This is a genomic window from Candidatus Baltobacteraceae bacterium (assembly GCA_036489885.1).
Lineage (GTDB): Bacteria > Vulcanimicrobiota > Vulcanimicrobiia > Vulcanimicrobiales > Vulcanimicrobiaceae > JAFAMS01.
Genome location: DASXEW010000003.1, coordinates 520,508 through 539,831, shown reverse-complemented (window position 1 = coordinate 539,831; position 19,324 = coordinate 520,508). Strand labels below are relative to the sequence as shown.

Genomic DNA, 19,324 nt, shown 5'->3' with positions numbered 1-19,324 from the left:
GCGCTTACGGTTTTACGGCCGGGTTTGTGTACGAGAATGCGCCTTTGGGATTCGGCCGTACCCAGACCATGAGATCCCACACGGACGGGAAGTTGAAGATCGTCACGACGTCACTTGCGCGCTTGACCTGGTGCATGCGCACCAGCGTTGCCGCGCGCGGATTCGCGAGGCTGCCGCCCGCATTGATAAAATCGTCGTCGGCGACGTAGAGATCGTAGACTGTCTTCCCGGTACGCGGATTGTGCGTCACGTAGTGCATGTGGCGGTCGAATTCCCACCAGCGGCCGGGATTGATTCCCCAAATGTTCGGACGTACTTTCGACGTCTTCAAGCGAGAGAAATCCGCGCCCATCAACTTTCCGTGCTTGTCATACCAAAGTTGACTGGGATGCTGCGCGTCGGCCGATTGCCAATCCTTATTTGCGTAGCTGATCGCACCGGTGTCGTCGACCCCGGTATATCGCACGTACCCGGCAGCTTGGGCTTCCTGCGCCGTCGCAAAGCGCGACATCAAATCGGTTTGCGACGATGCGACAAACGCTTTCTCACGTGCGGTCATCGTTCCGGAATAGATCGGTTTCTGAAATCCCGGATGCTCGTTGGCAAATGCCACCGATCCCATCGATAAACTCAAGGCAAGTGCTACCAGCCAATATCTCATGCCGAAGTAACTCGTGACCCGTTCGAAGATACCTTTTCACGGAGCACGGGTACCGGCGGGGAGGGAAGCGGCGCCGGCGGCAATGCTGAGACCGGTGTCTGGCCGCGATAACGCTTGAGCAAGAAAGGCAGGCCTGCCGCAAAGATCGTGGCGATCGCGAAGACGCGCGTGGCGTCGGTCGCCGCAAGATTTTGGGCTTCGCTCGCGACCAGCTGACTCAGCTGCGCGATGGCTTGCGAACCGTGTTGCGCGACGTACGAGGCAACGGCGCTGTTCCCGAGGTTCACCGAACCTGCGAGGCCGCTGAGCGCGTTGTCGTAACCGCGATCGAGCAACGTCGCGGCGTATGCGGATCCGGCCGATGCACCAATCTGCTGCACGAGCCGCGTCAGCGCCAGCGCCGACGGAATCTCAGCTTGCGGAACGGTTCGGAAGAGTACGACGCTGAGCGGCACCCAGATGAACGCGTATCCGATGCCGCCGACGATTTGCATCGGCACCAGCGCTGCGAACGTCGTGTGCGTCGTCATAACGTTGGCTTGCACCCAGGTTGCAATCCCGGCCAGCGCGATTCCGCCGGCCGCGACCCAGCGCATGTCCCAATTCGCTTGCGACGTCACCCACGTCGTGAGCGGAAAGAGCACGACCAGCGTCCCCGCGCGCACCATGAGCAGCAGTCCTGCGAGGGTCGTGGTAAAGCCGAGCGACGTCTGCGCCCACTGTGGCTGAATGAAGATCAGCGCGAAGATTCCGCCGGCGACGGCAAAGTAGATGATCGCAAGCGCCCAAACCGTGCGGTGGCGGAACGTCCGTAACGCTACGCCGGGCGCGCGTGCGCCGAAGAGCTCCCACAAGACGAAGACGACAAGCGCAACGACGGCGATGATCGCTGCCAAGCAAATGCGCGAATCGTCGAACCAACCGTTGCGTTCACCCTCGTCGAGGACGTATTGCAACGCGCCGAGTCCGAGCGCGAGCAAACCCACGCCGAGTATATCGAAGGGCATGCGCTTGGGCGGAGCCGGATCGCGAATAAAAAGCAGCGTTAGGATCGTTGCACCGATCCCGAGCGGGACGTTGATGAAGAAAACCCAGCGCCAGGTCAAGTCGTCGGTGAGAATTCCGCCCAATGTCGGGCCGAGGGTCGGTCCCAAAATGACGGCGAGCGCGAAGAGCGACTGACTCGTCGCCAGCTGTGCGGGCGGGAAGGTATCGCGAATGATTTGTTGGGCCGGCACCATCAAGCCGCCCCCGAACGCGCCTTGCAAAAATCGAAGGCCGATCTCGGTGGACGTGTCGTTCGCGAGCCCGCACAGAACCGACGTCACCGTGAACCCGACGATCGAAATCGCAAAGTAATTTTTGCGCCCGAGCATCGTCTGAAACCACGGCGAGAGCGGAATGATGATGACGTTCGCAATGATGTAGGCGGTGATGAACCACGCGCCTTGATCGACGGACGCGCCGAGCGCGCCGTCGATCGTGGGCAGTGCGACGTTGACGATTGTTGTGTCAGCCAGCTGCATGAGCGCAGCCAACATCACGGCGGTCACGACGAGCGTACGTCGTGTGCCGTATTCGACGACCAAAGGCATGGCTTCTAGATCAGGTCGTCGTTCTCGCGCGTGATCTGTGCGAAGAAGTCGTGTGCAGCGCGTTCGCGCGCATCGAGATGGACGATCGAGTCGACGCTTTCACTGTGACGGACGAGTGATGCGGCATCGGCAACGAAGGTCGACCATGCGTCGCGATCGCCTTTAGAAAGCGCGGCGACGTAGGAGTCCGTGACGGCCTCGGCTTCGGTAAGAAAGCTCGCCGAGAGGCCTCCGAGCGCCACGGCATGCTGCCGTAGGCGTTGGAACGACCCCAAGGCGTCGGTTGTTAGGGCTACTGTAGACGGAGCGCCCTTGGGAATGGTAAAATACATCTTGTACCAATAATAGTACAACAGCTATTTTACTGTCAAGCATGTCACCAAACGAAATTGCCGAGGCGCCGGCCCAACAGCGCGAGTTCTGGTACCCCGAGCGCGAGGATATCACGATCTACGGGATCCTCGCAGCTCTCAGCGACCCCACGCGGCTGGAGATCGTTCGCGCCCTTGCGCGCCAGGAAGAATGCTGTCCCTTCGAGTTTCTCGACATCGGCAGCAAGCAGAATCTGCGCCACCATTTTAAGGTGCTGCGCGAGGCCGGCCTAGTTAAGGCCCGCTATGAGGGCCGCAACAAGTACGTGTGGCTGCGCCGCGACGATATCGATTCGCTCTTCCCCGGTCTCCTCGACGGGCTGCTTAAGGCAGTCGAGGCTTCTAGCGCCAGGTAGGGCCGCAGTTTAAATAAGCTGTATACTCGGGTAAACCAGCTAGACGACGCGGGGGTGACGTCTATGTTGTCTCCTGATTCCGTTAAAATTTTACTCGTCGACGATTCCCGGACGAATCTCGCGGTCTATCAGACCATCCTTCGTCAACTTTCGGGCGCTGTTTGCGTGCCGTACGAATCGCCCGAGCACGCGCTCGCATGGGCCTCGCAGAACGAGCCTGATCTCGTTCTCGTCGACTACCAAATGCCGAAGATGGATGGGCACGAGTTCATCAAGCATTTTCGTTTGCTTCCCGGACGCGCGTTAACGCCGATCGTGATGATCACGGCATCGCAAGACAAGACCGTGCGGCAGACCGCGCTCGAATTGGGCGCGACCGATTTTCTGAACAAGCCCGCCGACCCGCTCGAATTCATCGCACGTGCGCGCAATTTGCTGGCATTGCGTGAAGGTCAAAAGAAGCTCGCGGATCGCGCACTTCACCTCGCCGATGAAGTCAGGAAGGCGACGGCTGCGCTTGCGGAGCGCGAACGCGAATCGATCCTTCAGCTGTTGTGCGTCGCAGAATTTCGCGACAAGGACACTGCGAGCCACATCGTCCGCATCGGACAGCTGGCGGCGGTCGTCGCACGCGTCGTCGGCGAATCTCCGGATCGCGTCGAGATGATCGCGCTTGCCGCGCCGATGCACGACATCGGCAAAGTCTCGACGCCGGACAACATTCTGCTCAAGCGCGGGAAGCTGACGCCGGAAGAATGGGTCATCATGCGTCAGCACACGACTGCCGGTTATGAGATTCTCGCCAAAAGCAAATCCGATCTGTTGCGTGCGGGTGCCGACATCGCGCTCACACATCATGAAAAATTCGACGGTTCGGGCTATCCGCGCGGAATGAAAGGTCGAGACATTCCCCTCTGGGGCCGCATCACGGCCCTCGTCGACGTCTTCGATGCGCTTACATCAGAGCGTCCGTACAAGAAGGCATGGCCAGTCGGTGAAGCGCTAGAGCGGATCAAGGCGGATAGTGGTTCGCATTTCGATCCGGACCTCGTTGAGGCGTTCATGGGCGCAATGCCCGAGGTTACGGCCGTGCGCGTGCGTTTCCCCGACGAGCGCGTCGCCTAAGCGCTACTTCGAATCCATATGTTCGACGCCGTCCCATTCGAGCGTCCGAACGGCTGAGGCCAGAATCGCGCAGCGGTCGCGATAGTATGCGGCCGCGTGGTCTTTTTTGTTGCGCGCGACTTCTCGGAAGTAGCGATACGCTTCGGTAAACTCGCCGTGTGCGTACGCCATGCGGCCCAGATCGAATTCGTCGCGCGTTTTGATCTTGTGCTCGAGCAAATCCGGTGGATCGGCTGCAAAGACGTCGTAGATCGTGACAGGGTGGGTCGCGCCCTTCACCTGCACGTCGCCGAGCCGTCGAGAAGGCACCCGGGTGGGATCGACTTCCGACATCACGGTGCTGCTGGCGAGGATCAGCACGCCAAAGGTTTTCGTCAGACTTTCGAGGCGCGAAGCAATGTTGACCGCATCGGAGATGACGGTCGTCTCAAACCGTTGCGTTTCACCTATAGTTCCGAGCATTAGATCCCCGCTGTGCACGCCGATCCCGATAGCCACTGGCGGATAGCCCGCGCGGAAGCGCTCTTCGTTATACACGACCACGCGTTTTTGCATGGCGACTGCAGCCTCGATGGCTTGCCTGGGCGATTCCGGAAAGAGTGCCATGATCGCATCGCCGATGTACTTGTCGATAAAGCCGTGGTAGTCGCGAATGATCGGGCCGATGCGCGTCAGGTATGAGTTGACGAACTTGAACGTCTCTTCCGGCGTCATACCGCCCGAAAGCGTCGTGAACGACCGGATATCCGAGAACAGGATCGTCATCGTCTCTTCCGCGTGATCGCCGAGCTGCAGGCTCTTGATGTCCAGACGTCCGAGCTGGCTCATGAACTCACGCGGTATGAATCGTGTCGCGGACTCGTTGTATTCGCGAATGTGCTGCCGCATAGCGGCGAAGGTCCGCGCGAACTCGTCGATCTCTGCGATGAACGAGTCGTGGGGCGGCCGTTGCGAGAAATCGAGATTTCGAATCGCGAGCGCGTCGCTGCGTAATCCGTTCAGCGGCCGTGCGATCAGTTTCGCAAGCCAAAACGCAATCGGAACAGACATCAAAATCAAAGTGAGACAGAGGATCAGGGCGTCGTTGCGTACGCGAATCGCCGACGTTAGCAGCTCATCTTCGGGGATTGCGACCGCGAAGCCACGTACCGCTCCCTCGCGCTGCAGCACCGGGGTCATACGATAAAGCCAAACGCGTCCGTGCGCGTCCTTGAATGTCCCCTCAGATTGCATCGTCGTTGAGGACGCCGCGTGGTACGCCGCGACGAGCGGCGGAGCGTTCATCTGCGCCAACGTCGCCGCCGGTGCGCCCGGACGTTGATTCGCTTGTTGGAGTTGCCTTGGATTCGAAAACGCCAACACCTCGCCGCTCGGTTCGATCACGGCAGCCAGGGTCGAGGGCGTCGGCAGCAGGCGCGCAATCTTTTGCGAGATCGACGTCAAGTCGATGTCCACACCGAAGACGCTGCCGGCCGGCGAGCGCTGCGACAGCGTGATGCCGAGGTGATGTGTCGTGAAGAAAATGTACGGCGACGTAACGTACACGCCGCTCGTTTTCGCTGCAAACCACGGACGCGTGCGCGGATCGAAATCGGGATTCGGATCCGGACGCGTCGAGAGCAATTCAAAGTTGCGATCGAAGAACGAGTAGCTGCCGATCGTTTTCTTTCCGGGCATCCGACCGATGCTGCGCAGAAGGTAGGCAGCGTTACTCGGAATCTCGAGATTCGGTGGTTTTGCTTGATCGAGGCGCAAGAGGAAGAAGAAATCACCGTCGGGGTAGCCCGCGTACGCGGCGACGCTGAGATCGTTGGATTTGATGATCGACGTTAGGACGTTCTTTGAATGTAGACGCGCTTCGAACGTTCTTGCGGTTGCGAGATCGCTGCCCGTTGCAAGCGCAAGCGCATAGCTGACCTCCCAGCGCACTTGCCCGATATCTTGCGTGAGAACGGTCGTGGTGCTATCGAACAGCAAACTCGCAGCGTGAAGGCTCTCGCTCTTCATGCGCTCGTAGAATATTGCTGCGGTCAGCAGGCCAATCACCAGCGTGAGCAGCGCAAAAAGCGCCGCCAGATACGCCTGAATCGGGACGCGTCGGCGCGATAACAAGGACCCAGGCTTCCGTTGCCTCGCCTAACGCTCCCTCGGCTGAGCGATGGACGTGATCTGCGCCACGTATCGAGAGTCGCATCCACGGGGTGTAGCGAATGAGTCGAGGGAGATGGTGGCGAGAGCATGGCGATGATCGGGACAACGGTTCAAGTCCCACTGCCCGAGATGGGCGAGAGTGTTACCGAAGGTTCTGTTGTCGAGTGGCGCAAGCACGTCGGCGACTGGATCGATAAGGGTGAGACCTTAGTCGAGATCACGACCGAGAAGGTCGACGTTGAGGTCCCCGCGCCCGCATCGGGCGTTGTATCGAAGCTCCTCGCGAACGAAGGCGCGACCGTAACGGTCGGCACGCCGCTCGCGGAGATCGACACGGCCGCGAAGCGTCCCGACGGCGCACCGGCTCCGAAAGCCGCCGAGGTGCAGGCCGCTCCCGCCGCTGCGCCCGCTCCTAAAGCGGCCGAAGCCGCGCCCCCAAACGGCAGCGCCGCAAACGGCGGCGTTGCAACGCCGCAAGCGCGCCGTGTTGCCGAGCGCAACAATGTCGACCTCCGCGGAATTCGCGGAACCGGACCGGACGGGCTCGTCGTTCGCCACGATGTCGATGCCGCGATCGAAAGCGGCAGCGCCAAACCGGCCGTGAGCGCAACACCCGGCGGCATTCCGCTGCCGCCGCTTCCGAAAGACGCGAAGACAACGCCGCTTCGCGGTCCCGTCGCAATGCTCGCAAGTGCGATGGAGCAAAGTCTCGCGATTCCAACCGCGACGAGCTTCCGTACGATCGGCGTCGGCACGCTCGACGTGCGCCGCCGTCAACTCAATGACGCGCTCGCCGCCGCCGGCAAGCCGCAGAAAGTTTCGTTCACGCATCTGATCGCGTACGCAATCGTGCAAGCTGCGCGCGACGTCCCCGGCATGACCGCCAGCTTCCGTCGCGAGGATGGAACGCCGACGCGCGTCGACGGTCCGATCAATCTGGGTCTCGCCGTCGACGTCACGCGCAAAGATGGAACACGATTCCTCATCGTCCCAGTCATCAAAGCTGCGGACACGCTGAACTTTGTTGCATTCCACGATCGCTACGAAGAGCTGATCGCAAAAGCGCGCGACAACAAGCTCGGCGCGGATGACGTCACCGGCGCGACGATGACGCTGACCAACCCGGGTGGGATTGGTACCGTCGCATCCGTTCCGCGTCTCATGGCCGGACAAGGCGTGATCGTTGCAGCGGGCGCGATCGGTTTGCCGCCGGGCTTTGCAAAATCACCGCCGCAGGCGTTGCAGTTGCTCGGTGTTGAGAAAGTCATGACGATGACGAGCACCTACGATCATCGTGTGATTCAGGGTGCGCTCTCGGGCGAGTTCTTGCGCCGCATCGATCAGCAGCTGGGCGACAACGCGTTCTACGACGCGATCTTCCTTGCGTACGGCGTGACGCCGTCCGCGCGCGCGCTCGCAATCGTCAGCGAACCCGCGACGGGTACACCAGTAGCCGGCACTGCGCCGAGCCTCGAGCTCTTGCGCGGCGTCGCTGCCGGAGCTGCAATCATCAATTCGTATCGCATGCACGGACATCTGGCTGCGAACCTCGATCCGCTCGGATCGGAGCCGCCGGGCGATGATGGTCTGGATCCGCGCAGCTACAGTCTCACGCCGGCGCTGATGTCGGCGATTCCGGGCGCTGCGTTGCACACAAAACTTCAAGGGAACTCGCTCGCCGATATCTTGCCGAAACTGCGCGAGACGTACGCCGGACAAATCGCGTACGAGGTCGAGCACATTTCGAATCGCGAGCAACGCCGCTGGCTTCGCGACTATATCGAAGGCGGATTGCACCGTCTCAAGCTCTCACCCGAACGCCTGGTGCAAGTGCTCGGACGCCTCACAAAAGTTGAGGCGATGGAGCGCTACATGCGCAAGAACTTCCTCGGGCAGAAGACGTTCTCGGTTGAAGGGCTCGACATCATCGTTCCGATGCTCGAAGAGACGATCTCGATGCTCGCCGACGACGGAACGAAAGCTGCCGTCATCGGCATGGCGCATCGTGGACGTCTTGCAACAATCGCGCACGTCGTGAATCGCCCCTATAAAGAGCTGCTCGGCGAGTTCGAAGCCGCGAAGATGCGCGGCGAGCAAGAAGAGGGCAACGACGCGCTCGGCGACGTCAAGTATCACCACGGCGCCGACGGCACGTACGTAACGCCGACCGGTACCAAGATCGACGTGCATCTGGCCAGCAACCCGAGTCATCTCGAAGCCGTCAACGGCGTTGTCGAAGGGATGACCCGCGCATATCAGACCGATCACGCCGTCAACCCGCCGGTGCAGCACATGGTCAACGCTGCGCCGATTCTGGTGCACGGTGACGCTGCGTTTCCCGCGCAAGGCATCGTTGCCGAAGTCCTCAACCTGCAATCGCTTCCGGGCTACACGACCGGAGGCACGATCCATCTGATCGCAAACAATCAGCTCGGTTTTACGACCGATCCGGATCAAGGCCGCTCCACGCGTTACGCGAGCGATCTCGCCAAGGGCTTCGACGTTCCGATCGTGCACGTCAATGCCGACGACGTCGAAGCGTGCATGAGCGCCGTCCACTTCGCCCTTGATTTCCGCGCGAGGTTCGGACGCGACGTGCTGATCGACGTGATCGGCTATCGCCGTTTCGGACACAACGAGCAGGACGAGCCGGCATACACGCAGCCCGGCATCTACGAGAAGATCAAGAACCATCCAACCGTTCGCGAGCTTTTCGCCGCGAATCTCGTCGCGCAAAATATCATCTCACAGCAGCAGGCCGATCAGCTCGTTGAAGCCGCAAACGAACGGCTTACACGGCAGCATGAAGAGGCAAAGCAGCACGCGAGCCTCCTAATCAAGAAATCACTGATCGACTACGCAACCGACGAATCAACCGATACGCGCGTCGCGCGCGAGAAAATCTTGGCTTGGAGTCACGAGCTGATCCGCGTCCCCGAAGGCTTTGCGGTCAGCACGAAGCTCGAACGTCAATTCAGCAAACGCGAAGATGATCTCGAAAAAACCGGCGCCATCGATTGGGGCCTCGCGGAATGGTTTGCGTACGCGTCCATGATCTCCGAAGGGACGCCGGTGCGTTTGACGGGGCAAGACACCGAACGCGGAACGTTCAGTCATCGTCACGCCGTGCTGCACGACGCAATCACCAATGCTCGTTACGTTCCCTTGCAGCATCTCGCCGGCGCGAAGGCCTCGTTCGAGATCTACAACAGCCCGCTCTCGGAATACGCGTGCGTCGGATTCGAATACGGTTATAGCGTCGTCTCCGAAGAAGCGATGGTGCTGTGGGAAGCGCAGTTCGGCGATTTCTCGAACGGCGCGCAGATCATCATCGACCAGTTCATGGCCGCGGGCCTCGCAAAGTGGGATCAGAAGTCGCGCTTAACGCTGCTTCTGCCGCACGGTTACGAAGGCATGGGTCCGGAGCATTCGAGCGGGCGCATCGAGCGCTTCTTGCAGCTCTCCGCCGAAGGTAACATCCGCGTCGCGGTTCCATCGACGTCTTCGCAGTATTTCCACTTGCTGCGGATGCAGGGGCTCGATCATCATGGCTTCCCGATGGTGATCTTCACGCCCAAGTCGCTTCTGCGCAACGCTGTCTCGTTCGGGACGCTCGACGAGCTTGCCAAGGGCGGATTCCAGCAAGTCATCGACGATCCGCGGATGTCGAAGAATCGCAAAGCCGTCGAACGCGTGATCCTTTGCAGCGGGAAGATTTATCACGACTTGGTCGCCGACCCGGCTTACGCGAAGATGCAGAAGACTGCAATCGTGCGCGTCGAGCTGCTCTCGCCGTTACCGCGCAAGCAGATCATCTCGGTTCTCGAAAGCTATCCCAACACGAAAAATGTCGTTTGGGTGCAAGAAGAGCCGAAGAACATGGGCGCTCGCGCGCACGTCCGGCGGCGCCTCCTCGAAAAATTACCGAAGAAGTTCGGCGAAATCGACTATATCGGCCGTCCGTATCGTGCCAGCCCGAGCGAAGGTTATCCGGGCGCCCACGCGGCCGAACAAGAACGCGTCGTTAAAGAAGCGCTTACCGAGTAGTGAACCGCGTCGCGCTACTGCGCGCCGTGAACGTTGGCGGACGCAAGGTTGCAATGGCCGACTTACGCGCCCTCTTCGTTAAGCTCGATTTCGGCGACGCGAAGACGTTGCTGAATAGCGGGAATGTGGTGTTCAGCGCGGATCGACGCTCGGATGGGACGCTGGAAAAACTATTCGAAGCCGAAACGGAAAAGAAGTTCAAGGTCAAGGCCGAGTTCTTCGTGCGCACGACCCAAGAGATGCAGGCGCTTGTCGCGGCCAATCCGTTTCCGAAGGAAGCGAAGACTGATCCGGGTCATCTCCTGGTCGTGTTTATGAAAAACGCGCCGAGCGCGAAAGATGTCGCTGCGGTAGAGGCTGCAAACAAAGGCCGCGAGAGGCTCAAAGCGATCGGCAAGAACCTTTATGTACACTATCCCGACGGTGTGGGCGAATCAAAGCTGCGTTTTCCGTGGATCGGTTCCGGACGCAATTGGAACACCGTCCTAAAAATTGTCGATTTGCTGAGCTGAAGGGAATCACGCCGGAGCCGGTCATAATAGGCGGGACTATGGTGAAAGACATTGCGTTCTGCGCGTATTCGGTCAAAGACGTGCCCGCCGCAAGGGCGTTCTATCGCGACATCATCGGCTTAGAGCCTGGACAAGCGTTCGGCGATCATTGGGTCGAGTTCAATGTCGGCTCGACGGCATTCGGAATCGGCGACGGAACGCCGCTTGGATTCATTCCGGGAAAATCTACGGGCGTTTCGTTCGAAGTCGACAACATTTCCGAGATGCGTGACAAGCTCGTGCAAAACAACATCGAGGTCAGCGACATGCACGAATTCCCCAATTGTCAGGCGTGTTTCGTGACGGATCCGGAAGGCAACCGCTTCGCCCTCCATCAGCTGAAGAGCTAAACGGTATGCTCGGGGAGCGCGCGGCGCTTCGCCGAGAGCAAAACGATCTCCGCAGTTACGCGCGCGATATAACCTTCGCCGACCGCGACGTCGTCGAGTTTGGCGCGGCAGCGGGCCACGACGCTGTGATAACCGATCGCCCCGCCGATTGCATCCATATGTCCGCGCGGCTCGTCGACCTCAATCGTGATCAGCGGATTTTCGGCGATCAGTCGCGCCAGGCGTCCGCTACGCGAGAAGTGCATGACGAAGGCTTCGCCGGTGAACGAATAGGTCTGGGCGACGACATACGGCCACGGATCTTCGTTGATCGCAACGCGGCAAAAGCTTTGCGTCTCGAGCCACGCGCGGACTTCGTCCCAATCCGTCCATGCGAGGTCGGCTCGCCGTGTATCGGGATGGAAAAACGGCGGCGTCGTCATGTAAAGATTGTACGTCAGCGCTTCTGGGCAAACCCGCCCTCAGACGTGGTTAAGAAGTGTGGCATAATCTAGCTCAGTGAGATCGATGGTCGGGGGACTGACCGCCGTGCTATTGCTGGCGGCCATTCCCGCAGGGGCGGCCTCGGGTCCCGCGGAGCTTGGCATGCTTGACGCGACGTGGGCCAAGGTCAATGATTATCAGGCCAACATCGTCTCGCAAGAGTTCGACGCCGACACCCGCCAGGAGCGGCGTTTTCACTTCAGCTACCTGCGCCCCAATCACGTCAAGGCGGAGATCATGGACGGGCCAATGCGCGGGATGGTTGCGATTTGGAACGGCGGCGATAGGGTGATCGTCTTCCATCACGGCATGCTCGCAGGCGTGCGCGTCGGATTTGCGCTGACCGATCGTATGGTCACTTCACCGCGCGGCAATACGATTGCGACCGCTGATTTCGGAAGCGCGCTCGCGTGCTTCGACGCCCACGCCGACTCCGTACGCGAGCGCGAGGGCCCCGATATCGACGGCGCTGCGACGATCGAGCTCGTCCTCAGCGGCGATGGCCCGATCGCGTGTCCCGGTTATTCGGACAAAGACATCCAGACGGTGACGAAAGACGCGGTCATCGTCGATCCGCATACCAATTTGCCGCTACGGCGGATGCGCTATTCGGGAGACACGCTTCTCGAGCAATGGGACATCCACGACTTGCGCGTCAATACGGGTCTAACGGAAACCGACTTCCGTTAGCTTCAACATGCGCTCGATCAGGTCGCCCGGTTCTTCGGACTCGAGCACGATCTCACGATGCACATCACTGATGAATCCGCGCCGCACGCCGTAGTCGAACATCCCGATCAAATTATCGAAGTAGCCTGCGACGTTCAAGATGCCGCACGGCTTCGTGTGAATCCCGAGTTGCGACCACGTGATCACTTCGCAAAACTCTTCGAGCGTTCCGAAGCCGCCCGGCAGCGCGATGAATCCTGCCGACAGCTCGGCCATCAGCGCTTTGCGTTCGTGCATAGATTCAACGATGTGCAGTTGCGAAAGCCCCGAATGTGCGACCTCGCGCTCCGCAAGCGATCGCGGGATGACCCCGATGACCTCGCCGCCGGCCGCGCGCGCCGCATCGGCGAGCACGCCCATCAACCCGACGCGCCCACCACCATAAACGATACCGATTCCACGCCGCGCGAGCAGGGTGCCGGTATCGATCGCGGCTTGCGAAAAACGCGGATCGTCACCGGTCTTCGAACCGCAGAAGACACACAGGCGCACGATGAGATCTACGCGGTTACGAGATCCCGCGGCGATGCGCCCGCGCGATCGAGGGCGGCTTCGAGCATCGTCTCTTGCTGTTCGGGAACCTTCCAGCGCGCTTGCGAGGATGAGCTAAGTTCCTGAATCGGATCGAAGTACACGAAGTACTTGCCGGGCTTCACGCTGGGTGCCGTGTAGACGGCGATACCGTTCTCGCGATCGTAATATTCGAACGAATGCACGTCGCGCTTGCCGCCGCCACCCGGTGCGTCGCAGACGAACGTGGGTGTATTGAAGCCGGCCGTCGCGCCGCGAACGAATTTCTCGATATCGATTGCGCGCTGAATCGTCGTGCGCAGCTCTTCGACGCCTTTAACGAGATCGTGCATGTAGACGTAGTACGGATGCACGTTCACATACGAGAGCCGTTTCACAAGCAGCTCCATCGTCTGCTCATCATCGTTGACGCCGCGCATCAGCACGCTCTGGTTACGAACGATGACGCCGCGCTCGAACAGCCGCTGCATCGCGCGCTGCGTGATCTGCGTGATCTCTTTGGGATGATTGAAGTGCGTGTGAATGACGACTTCTTTGCCGAGCGTCCGCCCTTCGCTGACGATTGCGGTCAGCGCATCGAGCCACGCGTCGTCCGTCAGTAGCTTCATCGGCATGACGGCCGGGCCTTTGGTCGCAAAGCGCATGCGGCGAACGTGCGGGATTGCAAGCAGGGCTTCGCCGATCAGCGTGATGCTGCGCGGCGGCAGCTGATACGTGTCGCCTCCCGAGATGACGATGTCTTCCAGCTCCGGACGTGAGGCAATGTAATCAAAGATGCGCTGCCACTCGTGCGGTGTCGTGAGATGCACTTTCTCGACGTCGCTGGTGTCCGGGCCGATCGCGTATGAACGCGTGCAAAAGCGGCAGTACACCGGGCAGGTTTGCAAGGCGATGAACAGCGCCTTGTCGGCGTAGCGATGCACGAGTCCCGGCACGGGCGCATCGGCACGTTCGTGCAACGAATCGAGCGTCAAACGTGGATGATCGGGACGGATCCCGGATTTGAGCGGAATAAACTGCCGGCGAATCGGATCGTTGTACGGATCGTTCCAATCGATCAGCGAGAGCATGTACGGCGAAACCCGCACGGCCATCGGTGCGAGCGCAAATCCGGCGCGGGCATCTTCGATGAAGGCAGGCGGCGCGTGGCCTTTGATCGTTTCGAGCAACTCTTCCGGCGTCTTGACGGAATTGCGGCCTTGCCAGACGTGATCGAGAAATGTCGCTTCGTCGACCTCGCGATATTTAGGGACGGCGCGCCAAAACTCACCGCCGAGAAGCTCTCGGTGCTCGAGTGACTGAACTGGGCGATCGAGTGAGATCATGCTGACTTGCCGTACGTCTCCGTGAAGTAATCGAGCAGCAGACGATTTGCGCGCAAGGTGTTGAGCGCGAGCTCCGCGTGCCCTTTGGTGTACCCGTTGCCGACGATCATGGTGACGTCTTTGCCGACGCCTTCAGCTCCGAGCGCTGCTGCGGTGAACGACGTGCACATCGAAAAGAAATAAACGGTCCCCTCGTCTCGCGCGCACAGGATCGAGGCTTGCTCGGTACCGGGCACGTTCACGCAGTTAACAACGAGGTCGGCCAGCCCAGGGATGCGGTCGGGCAGAACTGCGAGTAGGGAACCCGGCTTTCGGGCATCGGCTTCGATGAAGTCGTCGACCAAGTTCAGCGAGCGCAAAAGCCGCGCTCCGGGGGATTCGGCGTCGGGCGCAATTCCGATGACCCGGCCGGTCGAACCGGCGCGTGCCTTGGCTTGCGCGCAGGCGAGCAGTCCGGATTTGCCGTCGGCGCCGATGACGACGACCGTCGACCCCGGCTGCGCAAGCCGCCGAACTTGGGCGGGCGCACCCGCGACGTCGAGGACGGCGAGCGCAACGCCGGTCGGAATATCCTCGGGGAGCCGGGCGAAGTGCGCGCACGCAAACAGAATCGCGCGACCGTCGACGTCGACGCGCGCCGTCTTCAGATCGATGTTGCGAATGCGCTCGAGCGAGAGCGGCGTGAGCGTGAGCGAAACGAGCGACGCGATGCGATCGCCGACATGGACTTCGCAACCATCGGCAAGGTTCGTGCCGACGTCCAGAACACGACCGACGAACATCCCACCACTGCCCGTGACGGGATTGTGCTGCTTGCCGCGCGTCGCGACGGTTTCTATGATCGCGTCGCCGACCTTGGTTGGATCGTCGCCTGCGGCTTCGCGCATTTGCCGGAAGCTTGCAGAGTCGATCGACAGCGCGTCGACGCCGCACAGGATCTCGTTTTCGCGCGCAATGGGCGTGTTGTCGAGACGCCACGCCGCCTGGGGCAACGCGCCGGCCGGCTCCAGGACGCGATGCGTCCCGTAGCGGCAGCTTTTGGAAACGCCGGGTGCCGCGGCGATCATGATACGCTCACCGCAATCCCGCCGCGCTCGAAGGGCGTGGAAAGAACGACCGTCGTTTTGGTGCGGGCGACGCCGGCGATGCGCTTGAGTCGTCCGAGCAAATCGTCGAGGTGCGCGGTCGAGCGCGTCACCGTCTTGATGATGAAGCTCTCCTCGCCCGCCACGCTGTGGACTTCGCAGACTTCCGGGAGGGCGGCCAGGTCGGCTACCAGCACGTCGTAGTTGGCATCGGGGGTCGAATAGCAGCCGATGAAGGCCATCAGCTCGAGGCCGAGCAGCCGGCCGTCGAGGCGGGCCCCGTACCCGCGGACGTAGCCCCGGGTCTCCAGACGCTTCACCCGCTCGTGAACGGCGGGGGGCTTGAGGCCAACGATCTGGCCCAGCTCGGCGTAGGTTGAGCGGGCATTTCTTTGGAGCGCGTCCAAAAGCCGGACGTCGAGTTCGTCCAGTTCGGAGTTTCCGAACAGAGCGGTGCTAATCATGGCTGATAGAGTCGATTCGTTCGATATTATGCCCAGACCTGCGGCTGTTTATTCATGAGCTTCCAGCCAGCCGAATAGCCGACCCGTCAAATTGATCGATTTCATGGAGACGGTTTTCGAGGCAACCGAAATCGAGCGCCATTCTCGCCCCGACGGCAGCGTCGGCCATGCCGAGGTGAAAATCGGCGCGCACGTCACCGATTCGGAAAGAGCGCGCTAATCTCACCGAACGGGATGCCGGTCGTTGCAGGTTTGAGATTGCCCGCGAGCATCGCTTTTGCGCTGTCGACGAGCGCCGACATTGCGACGCGATAGAGTGCGCCGCCGAGGCTGATGCGTTTTACGCTTGCGGCTGAAAGTTCGCTGACCGGAACGATACCGGTTCCCGGGCCAATCAGAACGTTGACCGGTTTTGGTGCCACGGCCGCGATGACTTTTTTGATTGCGTCCATATCCGGCAGCGCAGGCGCATAGAGCACGTCGGCGCCGGCTTCCGCAAATGCAACGAGGCGGCGAATCGTGTCGTCGAGATCCTCGCGACCGTTGAGGTAGTTGTCGGTGCGGCCAGTCAGCACGATCTTGCCGTGCGCCGCTTTGGCAGCGGCGCGAATGCGCGCTACGGCTGCGTCGAAGCCGTGAATCGGTGCGTTCGGATCCGCCGTCGTATCCTCGATGCCGACGCCGCCGAGACCCGCGTCTATTGCAGCTTGTACGGTTCGCACGCAATCATCCGGACTCGGGCCGAATCCATCTTCCAAGTCACCGTTGATCGGAAGGCCGCTCGCACGAAACAGAAGTTTTGCGTTGTCGATTGCTTCCTCGAGCGAAACGGCGTGACGTCCATCTTGCCGTCCGAGCGCGAACGCAATTCCCGCCGAGGTGCTGCCGAGCGCAAGAAATCCGGAGCGTTTTAATAATGCGGCCGATGCGCCGTCCCATGCGTTCGGCATGACGAAAGCTTCTTTGCCGTGATGAAGCTGGAGAAATGTTTCGTATGCGTTCATTCTTTTATCCAATGCCGGGTTATGTAGAGCCAGAATGCGAGTCCTGCGTCATTTCGATAGCGAGCGAACTTTCGAACGATCGTCGAGTCTTTCGTTTTTCGCCCGGTCAGCTTCGCGTAGCGTGGGCGCGTCGCGGAATCGAGGACGAGCCGGTGCCGCCGTCCGAACAGCATCATAATGTGTGCGGCCGCATACGGTCCGACGCCCGGTAAAGCTCGCAGCTGTTTCTCCAGCGCCTCGTCATCAAGCACCGTGCGATCCGCAGCGCGTAACGCTTCGAGATCGATCTCCCCGCTTGCAACCGATTTCGCGAGCGAGCGAAGATACGGACCGCGATAGCCGGCCCGCGCAACGTCTTTGTAGAACGATAGCGGGGCGCCCCCCATTTCTTGCGGCGTCGGAAAGGCGTGGGCGCCGCCCGGCGCTTCCGCGCCGAGGTGCTGCACGAGGGCGTTGTTCATGCGAATCGTCGCCGACCACGCGCAATTCGTCGTAAGGATTGTTTTAATGACGTCCTCGAACGCCGTTAGGCTCCGATATAACCGGCCTGCGCCTTTTGTTGCCCATTCTAAGATCGGATCGCCCGCCAGGAGCGCGTAAAACGGCGAAAGATTGTCGTCCAGCGCGAGCATGACGTGAACCGCGCGCTCAATTTCGTCGCTTGTTTTTGCGCTCGGACGCGGACCGGCGACGTCGATCGCAAGTGTGCCCGGCGAGGCCTCGAAGAAATGTATCGTCCGTGCGCCGTGACGCAGCGCGAGGGTCGTCGTCATCCCGCGGTAGTCGTCGTCGGGGACGCTGGGCGCAAGCTCGACGAATCCGTGCGAGCACAAGGTGCGACGAAGGTCGATCGGTTCGCCGCCGGGGCCTTTCAGCGGAAGCGTCAGGCGCTCGTGCGAAACGCGGCCTGATGAAGAGGGTCGCTCTACTTGTTTTCGTGCTGGCATTCTTGACGCTCGGTGCGGCTGCTCCGGCTCCGGTGGTGCGCTTCGACATCGCCGCAGATCCGGCGAATCTCAATCCGCTCTTCGCGCATCCGGATGCCGCCTCCGTTGAAGCCCAGCTAGCGCGGCTGGTGTTCGAACCGTTCATCGATGTGGATGAACACGGGCACCTCGTCCCAGCGTTGCTTTCGGTCATCCCTACCTTGCAGAACGGCGGGCTCTCGCGCGACGGACGCACGATCGTCTACAGATTGCGGCCTAACGTCAGGTGGAGCGACGGTGTGCCCGTCACGTCTTCCGACGTGCTCTTTACGCTCCAAGCGATCGGCAATCCGCACAATCCGGTTCGTTCGCGCGAAGGCTACGATCGAATCGCCAGCGCGTATGCAGTCGACGCACAAACCGTCGTTGTGCGACTCAAGAGCGCCTGGGCGCCGGCGGTCGTTTCGTTTTTCACCGTCGGTGCATCCTCGCAATTCGTCCTGCCCGCGCATCTCTTGATCCACGAGAATTCACTCGAGCGCTCGTCGTTCAACGACCATCCGATCGGTAACGGACCCTATCTGTTCGTTTCGTGGCAGCGCGGCGAGCGTTTGGAATACGTCAGCAATCCACGCTATTGGCGCGGCGAGCCCGCGACCAAGCGCCTCAACGTCGGCATTGTCCCGGATCCCGGAACGAATCTTACGCTCTTGCAATCCGGCAGCATCGACTGGAATCTCATTGCACCGGATCAACAAGCGATCGTCGAACATCAGCCTTACATCACGTTTCGCTACGTACCGCTCGCGCTGGTGGCCGGCATCGTCATCAATACGACGCATCCGCCGCTCGATGACGTGCGCGTTCGTCGCGCACTCGCGGCGTCGATCAACCGGCAAGCCATCAGTCAGAAAATCACGTTCGGACGTTATCCGGTAATCGACACGATCCAGCCGCTCTACTCGTGGGCGCGCGATCCGTCCGTGCACGAGCCGGCGTACGACCCGATTGCTGCGGATCGTATGTTCGATGAGGCAGGGTGGCTGCGTGGACGCGACGGGATGCGCGAGAAGGACGGTAAGAAGCTTGCGCTCGTGTACGTTCAGTTTCCGGAAACGCGCACCGGCGTCGCAGCCGCAACGTTCATTCAAGCCGAGCTACGCATTCGCGGAATCGACGTTACGATTAAGTCGATCTCGAACGCTCAGCTGTTCTTGCCGCAAACCGGGATACTCGCTTCGGGGAAGTTCGATCTCGCATACGTTCCGTTTCCCGTCGGAGTCGATCCGGACGACAGTTTTCTTTTTCGCTGCAACGGCGTCGCAAACTACGCACGCTGGTGCGACGCACACGTCGACGGTTTGGAGCAAGAAGCGCTCATCAACGTGAGCGTGGCGCGCCGGAAGGTGATTTACGCGCAGATCGAGCGAGCCGTCGCCGACGCAGTGCCGATCATCTACCTCTTCAATCCATCCTACGTCTACGCGTACGACAAACGACTTGCCGGCTTCGCGCCGAGCGCTTTCTCGCCCACGTGGAATGCCGCCGGATGGCGATTGACGAAATGAAA

General features: G+C 60.7%; 18 protein-coding genes. 7 read left to right on the top strand and 11 right to left on the bottom strand.

Going from position 1 to position 19,324, the window contains the following annotated elements; all coding sequences use genetic code 11:
- Nucleotides 1-4: 4 nt before the first annotated feature.
- From VGG22_08510 to VGG22_08500, 3 genes are read right to left on the bottom strand one after another with little or no spacing between them, the layout of a single operon-like run.
- Nucleotides 5-661, bottom strand: coding sequence for a hypothetical protein (locus tag VGG22_08510; protein ID HEY1728399.1), 657 nt, complete (start codon nt 659-661; stop codon nt 5-7).
- The gene (locus VGG22_08505; protein HEY1728398.1) at nt 658-2,256 is read right to left on the bottom strand and encodes a DHA2 family efflux MFS transporter permease subunit; all 1,599 of its coding nucleotides are present in this window, start codon (nt 2,254-2,256) and stop codon (nt 658-660) included. The genes VGG22_08510 and VGG22_08505 overlap by 4 nt, the downstream gene beginning before the upstream one ends.
- A gap of 5 nt (nt 2,257-2,261) precedes the next feature.
- Nucleotides 2,262-2,498, bottom strand: coding sequence for a hypothetical protein (locus VGG22_08500; GenBank protein HEY1728397.1), 237 nt, complete (start codon nt 2,496-2,498; stop codon nt 2,262-2,264).
- 131 nt (nt 2,499-2,629) lie between these two features.
- On the opposite strand from VGG22_08500, the gene VGG22_08495 reads away from it, so the two are divergent.
- Together VGG22_08495 and VGG22_08490 are read left to right on the top strand one after the other, a co-directional pair.
- Complete coding sequence (locus VGG22_08495; protein ID HEY1728396.1) at nt 2,630-2,983, top strand: metalloregulator ArsR/SmtB family transcription factor; 354 nt, start codon at nt 2,630-2,632, stop codon at nt 2,981-2,983.
- Nucleotides 2,984-3,046: 63 nt separating this feature from the next.
- Nucleotides 3,047-4,108 (top strand): HD domain-containing phosphohydrolase, encoded by a 1,062-nt coding sequence (locus VGG22_08490; GenBank protein HEY1728395.1) that lies wholly within the window; start codon nt 3,047-3,049, stop codon nt 4,106-4,108.
- A gap of 3 nt (nt 4,109-4,111) precedes the next feature.
- On the opposite strand, the gene VGG22_08485 is transcribed toward VGG22_08490, so the two are convergent.
- Complete coding sequence (locus VGG22_08485) at nt 4,112-6,220, bottom strand: adenylate/guanylate cyclase domain-containing protein (GenBank protein ID HEY1728394.1); 2,109 nt, start codon at nt 6,218-6,220, stop codon at nt 4,112-4,114.
- 132 nt (nt 6,221-6,352) lie between these two features.
- On the opposite strand from VGG22_08485, the gene VGG22_08480 reads away from it, so the two are divergent.
- From VGG22_08480 to VGG22_08470, 3 genes are read left to right on the top strand one after another with little or no spacing between them, the layout of a single operon-like run.
- Entirely contained in the window at nt 6,353-10,306 is a 3,954-nt protein-coding gene (locus VGG22_08480) for a multifunctional oxoglutarate decarboxylase/oxoglutarate dehydrogenase thiamine pyrophosphate-binding subunit/dihydrolipoyllysine-residue succinyltransferase subunit (protein HEY1728393.1), read from the top strand.
- A complete protein-coding gene (locus tag VGG22_08475) occupies nt 10,306-10,818 on the top strand; it encodes a DUF1697 domain-containing protein (GenBank protein HEY1728392.1) in 513 nt (170 codons plus the stop codon). The genes VGG22_08480 and VGG22_08475 overlap by 1 nt, the downstream gene beginning before the upstream one ends.
- A 38-nt stretch (nt 10,819-10,856) precedes the next feature.
- Nucleotides 10,857-11,207 (top strand): VOC family protein, encoded by a 351-nt coding sequence (locus VGG22_08470; GenBank protein ID HEY1728391.1) that lies wholly within the window; start codon nt 10,857-10,859, stop codon nt 11,205-11,207.
- Here the strand turns inward: VGG22_08470 and VGG22_08465 are convergent.
- Nucleotides 11,204-11,629 (bottom strand): pyridoxamine 5'-phosphate oxidase family protein, encoded by a 426-nt coding sequence (locus VGG22_08465; protein ID HEY1728390.1) that lies wholly within the window; start codon nt 11,627-11,629, stop codon nt 11,204-11,206. The two genes, VGG22_08470 and VGG22_08465, sit on opposite strands and share 4 nt — an antisense overlap.
- Nucleotides 11,630-11,705: 76 nt before the next feature.
- Here VGG22_08465 and VGG22_08460 point away from each other — a divergent pair, with 76 nt between their 5' ends.
- Entirely contained in the window at nt 11,706-12,380 is a 675-nt protein-coding gene (locus VGG22_08460; GenBank protein HEY1728389.1) for a hypothetical protein, read from the top strand.
- Here the strand turns inward: VGG22_08460 and VGG22_08455 are convergent.
- The 6 genes from VGG22_08455 to VGG22_08430 all read right to left on the bottom strand — a co-directional run bounded on the left by VGG22_08455 (nt 12,357) and on the right by VGG22_08430 (nt 17,775).
- Nucleotides 12,357-12,911, bottom strand: a complete 555-nt coding sequence (locus tag VGG22_08455; GenBank protein ID HEY1728388.1) for a TIGR00730 family Rossman fold protein — start codon at nt 12,909-12,911, stop codon at nt 12,357-12,359. The two genes, VGG22_08460 and VGG22_08455, sit on opposite strands and share 24 nt — an antisense overlap.
- A gap of 8 nt (nt 12,912-12,919) precedes the next feature.
- A complete protein-coding gene (locus VGG22_08450) occupies nt 12,920-14,275 on the bottom strand; it encodes a KamA family radical SAM protein (GenBank protein ID HEY1728387.1) in 1,356 nt (451 codons plus the stop codon).
- Nucleotides 14,272-15,342 carry an L-erythro-3,5-diaminohexanoate dehydrogenase gene (locus VGG22_08445; protein ID HEY1728386.1) on the bottom strand — a complete coding sequence of 357 codons (1,071 nt, stop codon included), beginning with the start codon at nt 15,340-15,342 and terminating at the stop codon, nt 14,272-14,274. The genes VGG22_08450 and VGG22_08445 overlap by 4 nt, the downstream gene beginning before the upstream one ends.
- Entirely contained in the window at nt 15,339-15,824 is a 486-nt protein-coding gene (locus VGG22_08440; GenBank protein HEY1728385.1) for an Lrp/AsnC family transcriptional regulator, read from the bottom strand. Before VGG22_08440 ends, VGG22_08445 begins: the two co-directional genes overlap by 4 nt.
- A 194-nt stretch (nt 15,825-16,018) precedes the next feature.
- Nucleotides 16,019-16,828, bottom strand: a complete 810-nt coding sequence (locus VGG22_08435) for an isocitrate lyase/phosphoenolpyruvate mutase family protein (protein HEY1728384.1) — start codon at nt 16,826-16,828, stop codon at nt 16,019-16,021.
- Nucleotides 16,825-17,775 carry a hypothetical protein gene (locus tag VGG22_08430; GenBank protein ID HEY1728383.1) on the bottom strand — a complete coding sequence of 317 codons (951 nt, stop codon included), beginning with the start codon at nt 17,773-17,775 and terminating at the stop codon, nt 16,825-16,827. The genes VGG22_08435 and VGG22_08430 overlap by 4 nt, the downstream gene beginning before the upstream one ends.
- On the opposite strand from VGG22_08430, the gene VGG22_08425 reads away from it, so the two are divergent.
- On the top strand, nt 17,739-19,322 hold the full coding sequence (locus tag VGG22_08425; GenBank protein HEY1728382.1) for a peptide ABC transporter substrate-binding protein: 1,584 nt from the start codon (nt 17,739-17,741) through the stop codon (nt 19,320-19,322). The genes VGG22_08430 and VGG22_08425 overlap by 37 nt on opposite strands.
- Nucleotides 19,323-19,324: the final 2 nt, after the last annotated feature.

Bases quoted from the DNA above. Each gene is read 5' to 3' on its own strand.
- VGG22_08425 (HEY1728382.1), top strand. From the start codon at position 17,739: ATGAAGAGGGTCGCTCTACTTGTTTTCGTGCTGGCATTCTTGACGCTC.
- VGG22_08445 (HEY1728386.1), bottom strand. From the start codon at position 15,342: ATGATCGCCGCGGCACCCGGCGTTTCCAAAAGCTGCCGCTACGGGACG.
- VGG22_08470 (HEY1728391.1), top strand. From the start codon at position 10,857: ATGGTGAAAGACATTGCGTTCTGCGCGTATTCGGTCAAAGACGTGCCC.
- VGG22_08430 (HEY1728383.1), bottom strand. From the start codon at position 17,775: ATGCCAGCACGAAAACAAGTAGAGCGACCCTCTTCATCAGGCCGCGTT.
- VGG22_08505 (HEY1728398.1), bottom strand. From the start codon at position 2,256: ATGCCTTTGGTCGTCGAATACGGCACACGACGTACGCTCGTCGTGACC.
- VGG22_08435 (HEY1728384.1), bottom strand. From the start codon at position 16,828: ATGAACGCATACGAAACATTTCTCCAGCTTCATCACGGCAAAGAAGCT.
- VGG22_08450 (HEY1728387.1), bottom strand. From the start codon at position 14,275: ATGATCTCACTCGATCGCCCAGTTCAGTCACTCGAGCACCGAGAGCTT.
- VGG22_08440 (HEY1728385.1), bottom strand. From the start codon at position 15,824: ATGATTAGCACCGCTCTGTTCGGAAACTCCGAACTGGACGAACTCGAC.
- VGG22_08495 (HEY1728396.1), top strand. From the start codon at position 2,630: ATGTCACCAAACGAAATTGCCGAGGCGCCGGCCCAACAGCGCGAGTTC.
- VGG22_08490 (HEY1728395.1), top strand. From the start codon at position 3,047: ATGTTGTCTCCTGATTCCGTTAAAATTTTACTCGTCGACGATTCCCGG.
- VGG22_08480 (HEY1728393.1), top strand. From the start codon at position 6,353: ATGATCGGGACAACGGTTCAAGTCCCACTGCCCGAGATGGGCGAGAGT.
- VGG22_08510 (HEY1728399.1), bottom strand. From the start codon at position 661: ATGAGATATTGGCTGGTAGCACTTGCCTTGAGTTTATCGATGGGATCG.
- VGG22_08465 (HEY1728390.1), bottom strand. From the start codon at position 11,629: ATGACGACGCCGCCGTTTTTCCATCCCGATACACGGCGAGCCGACCTC.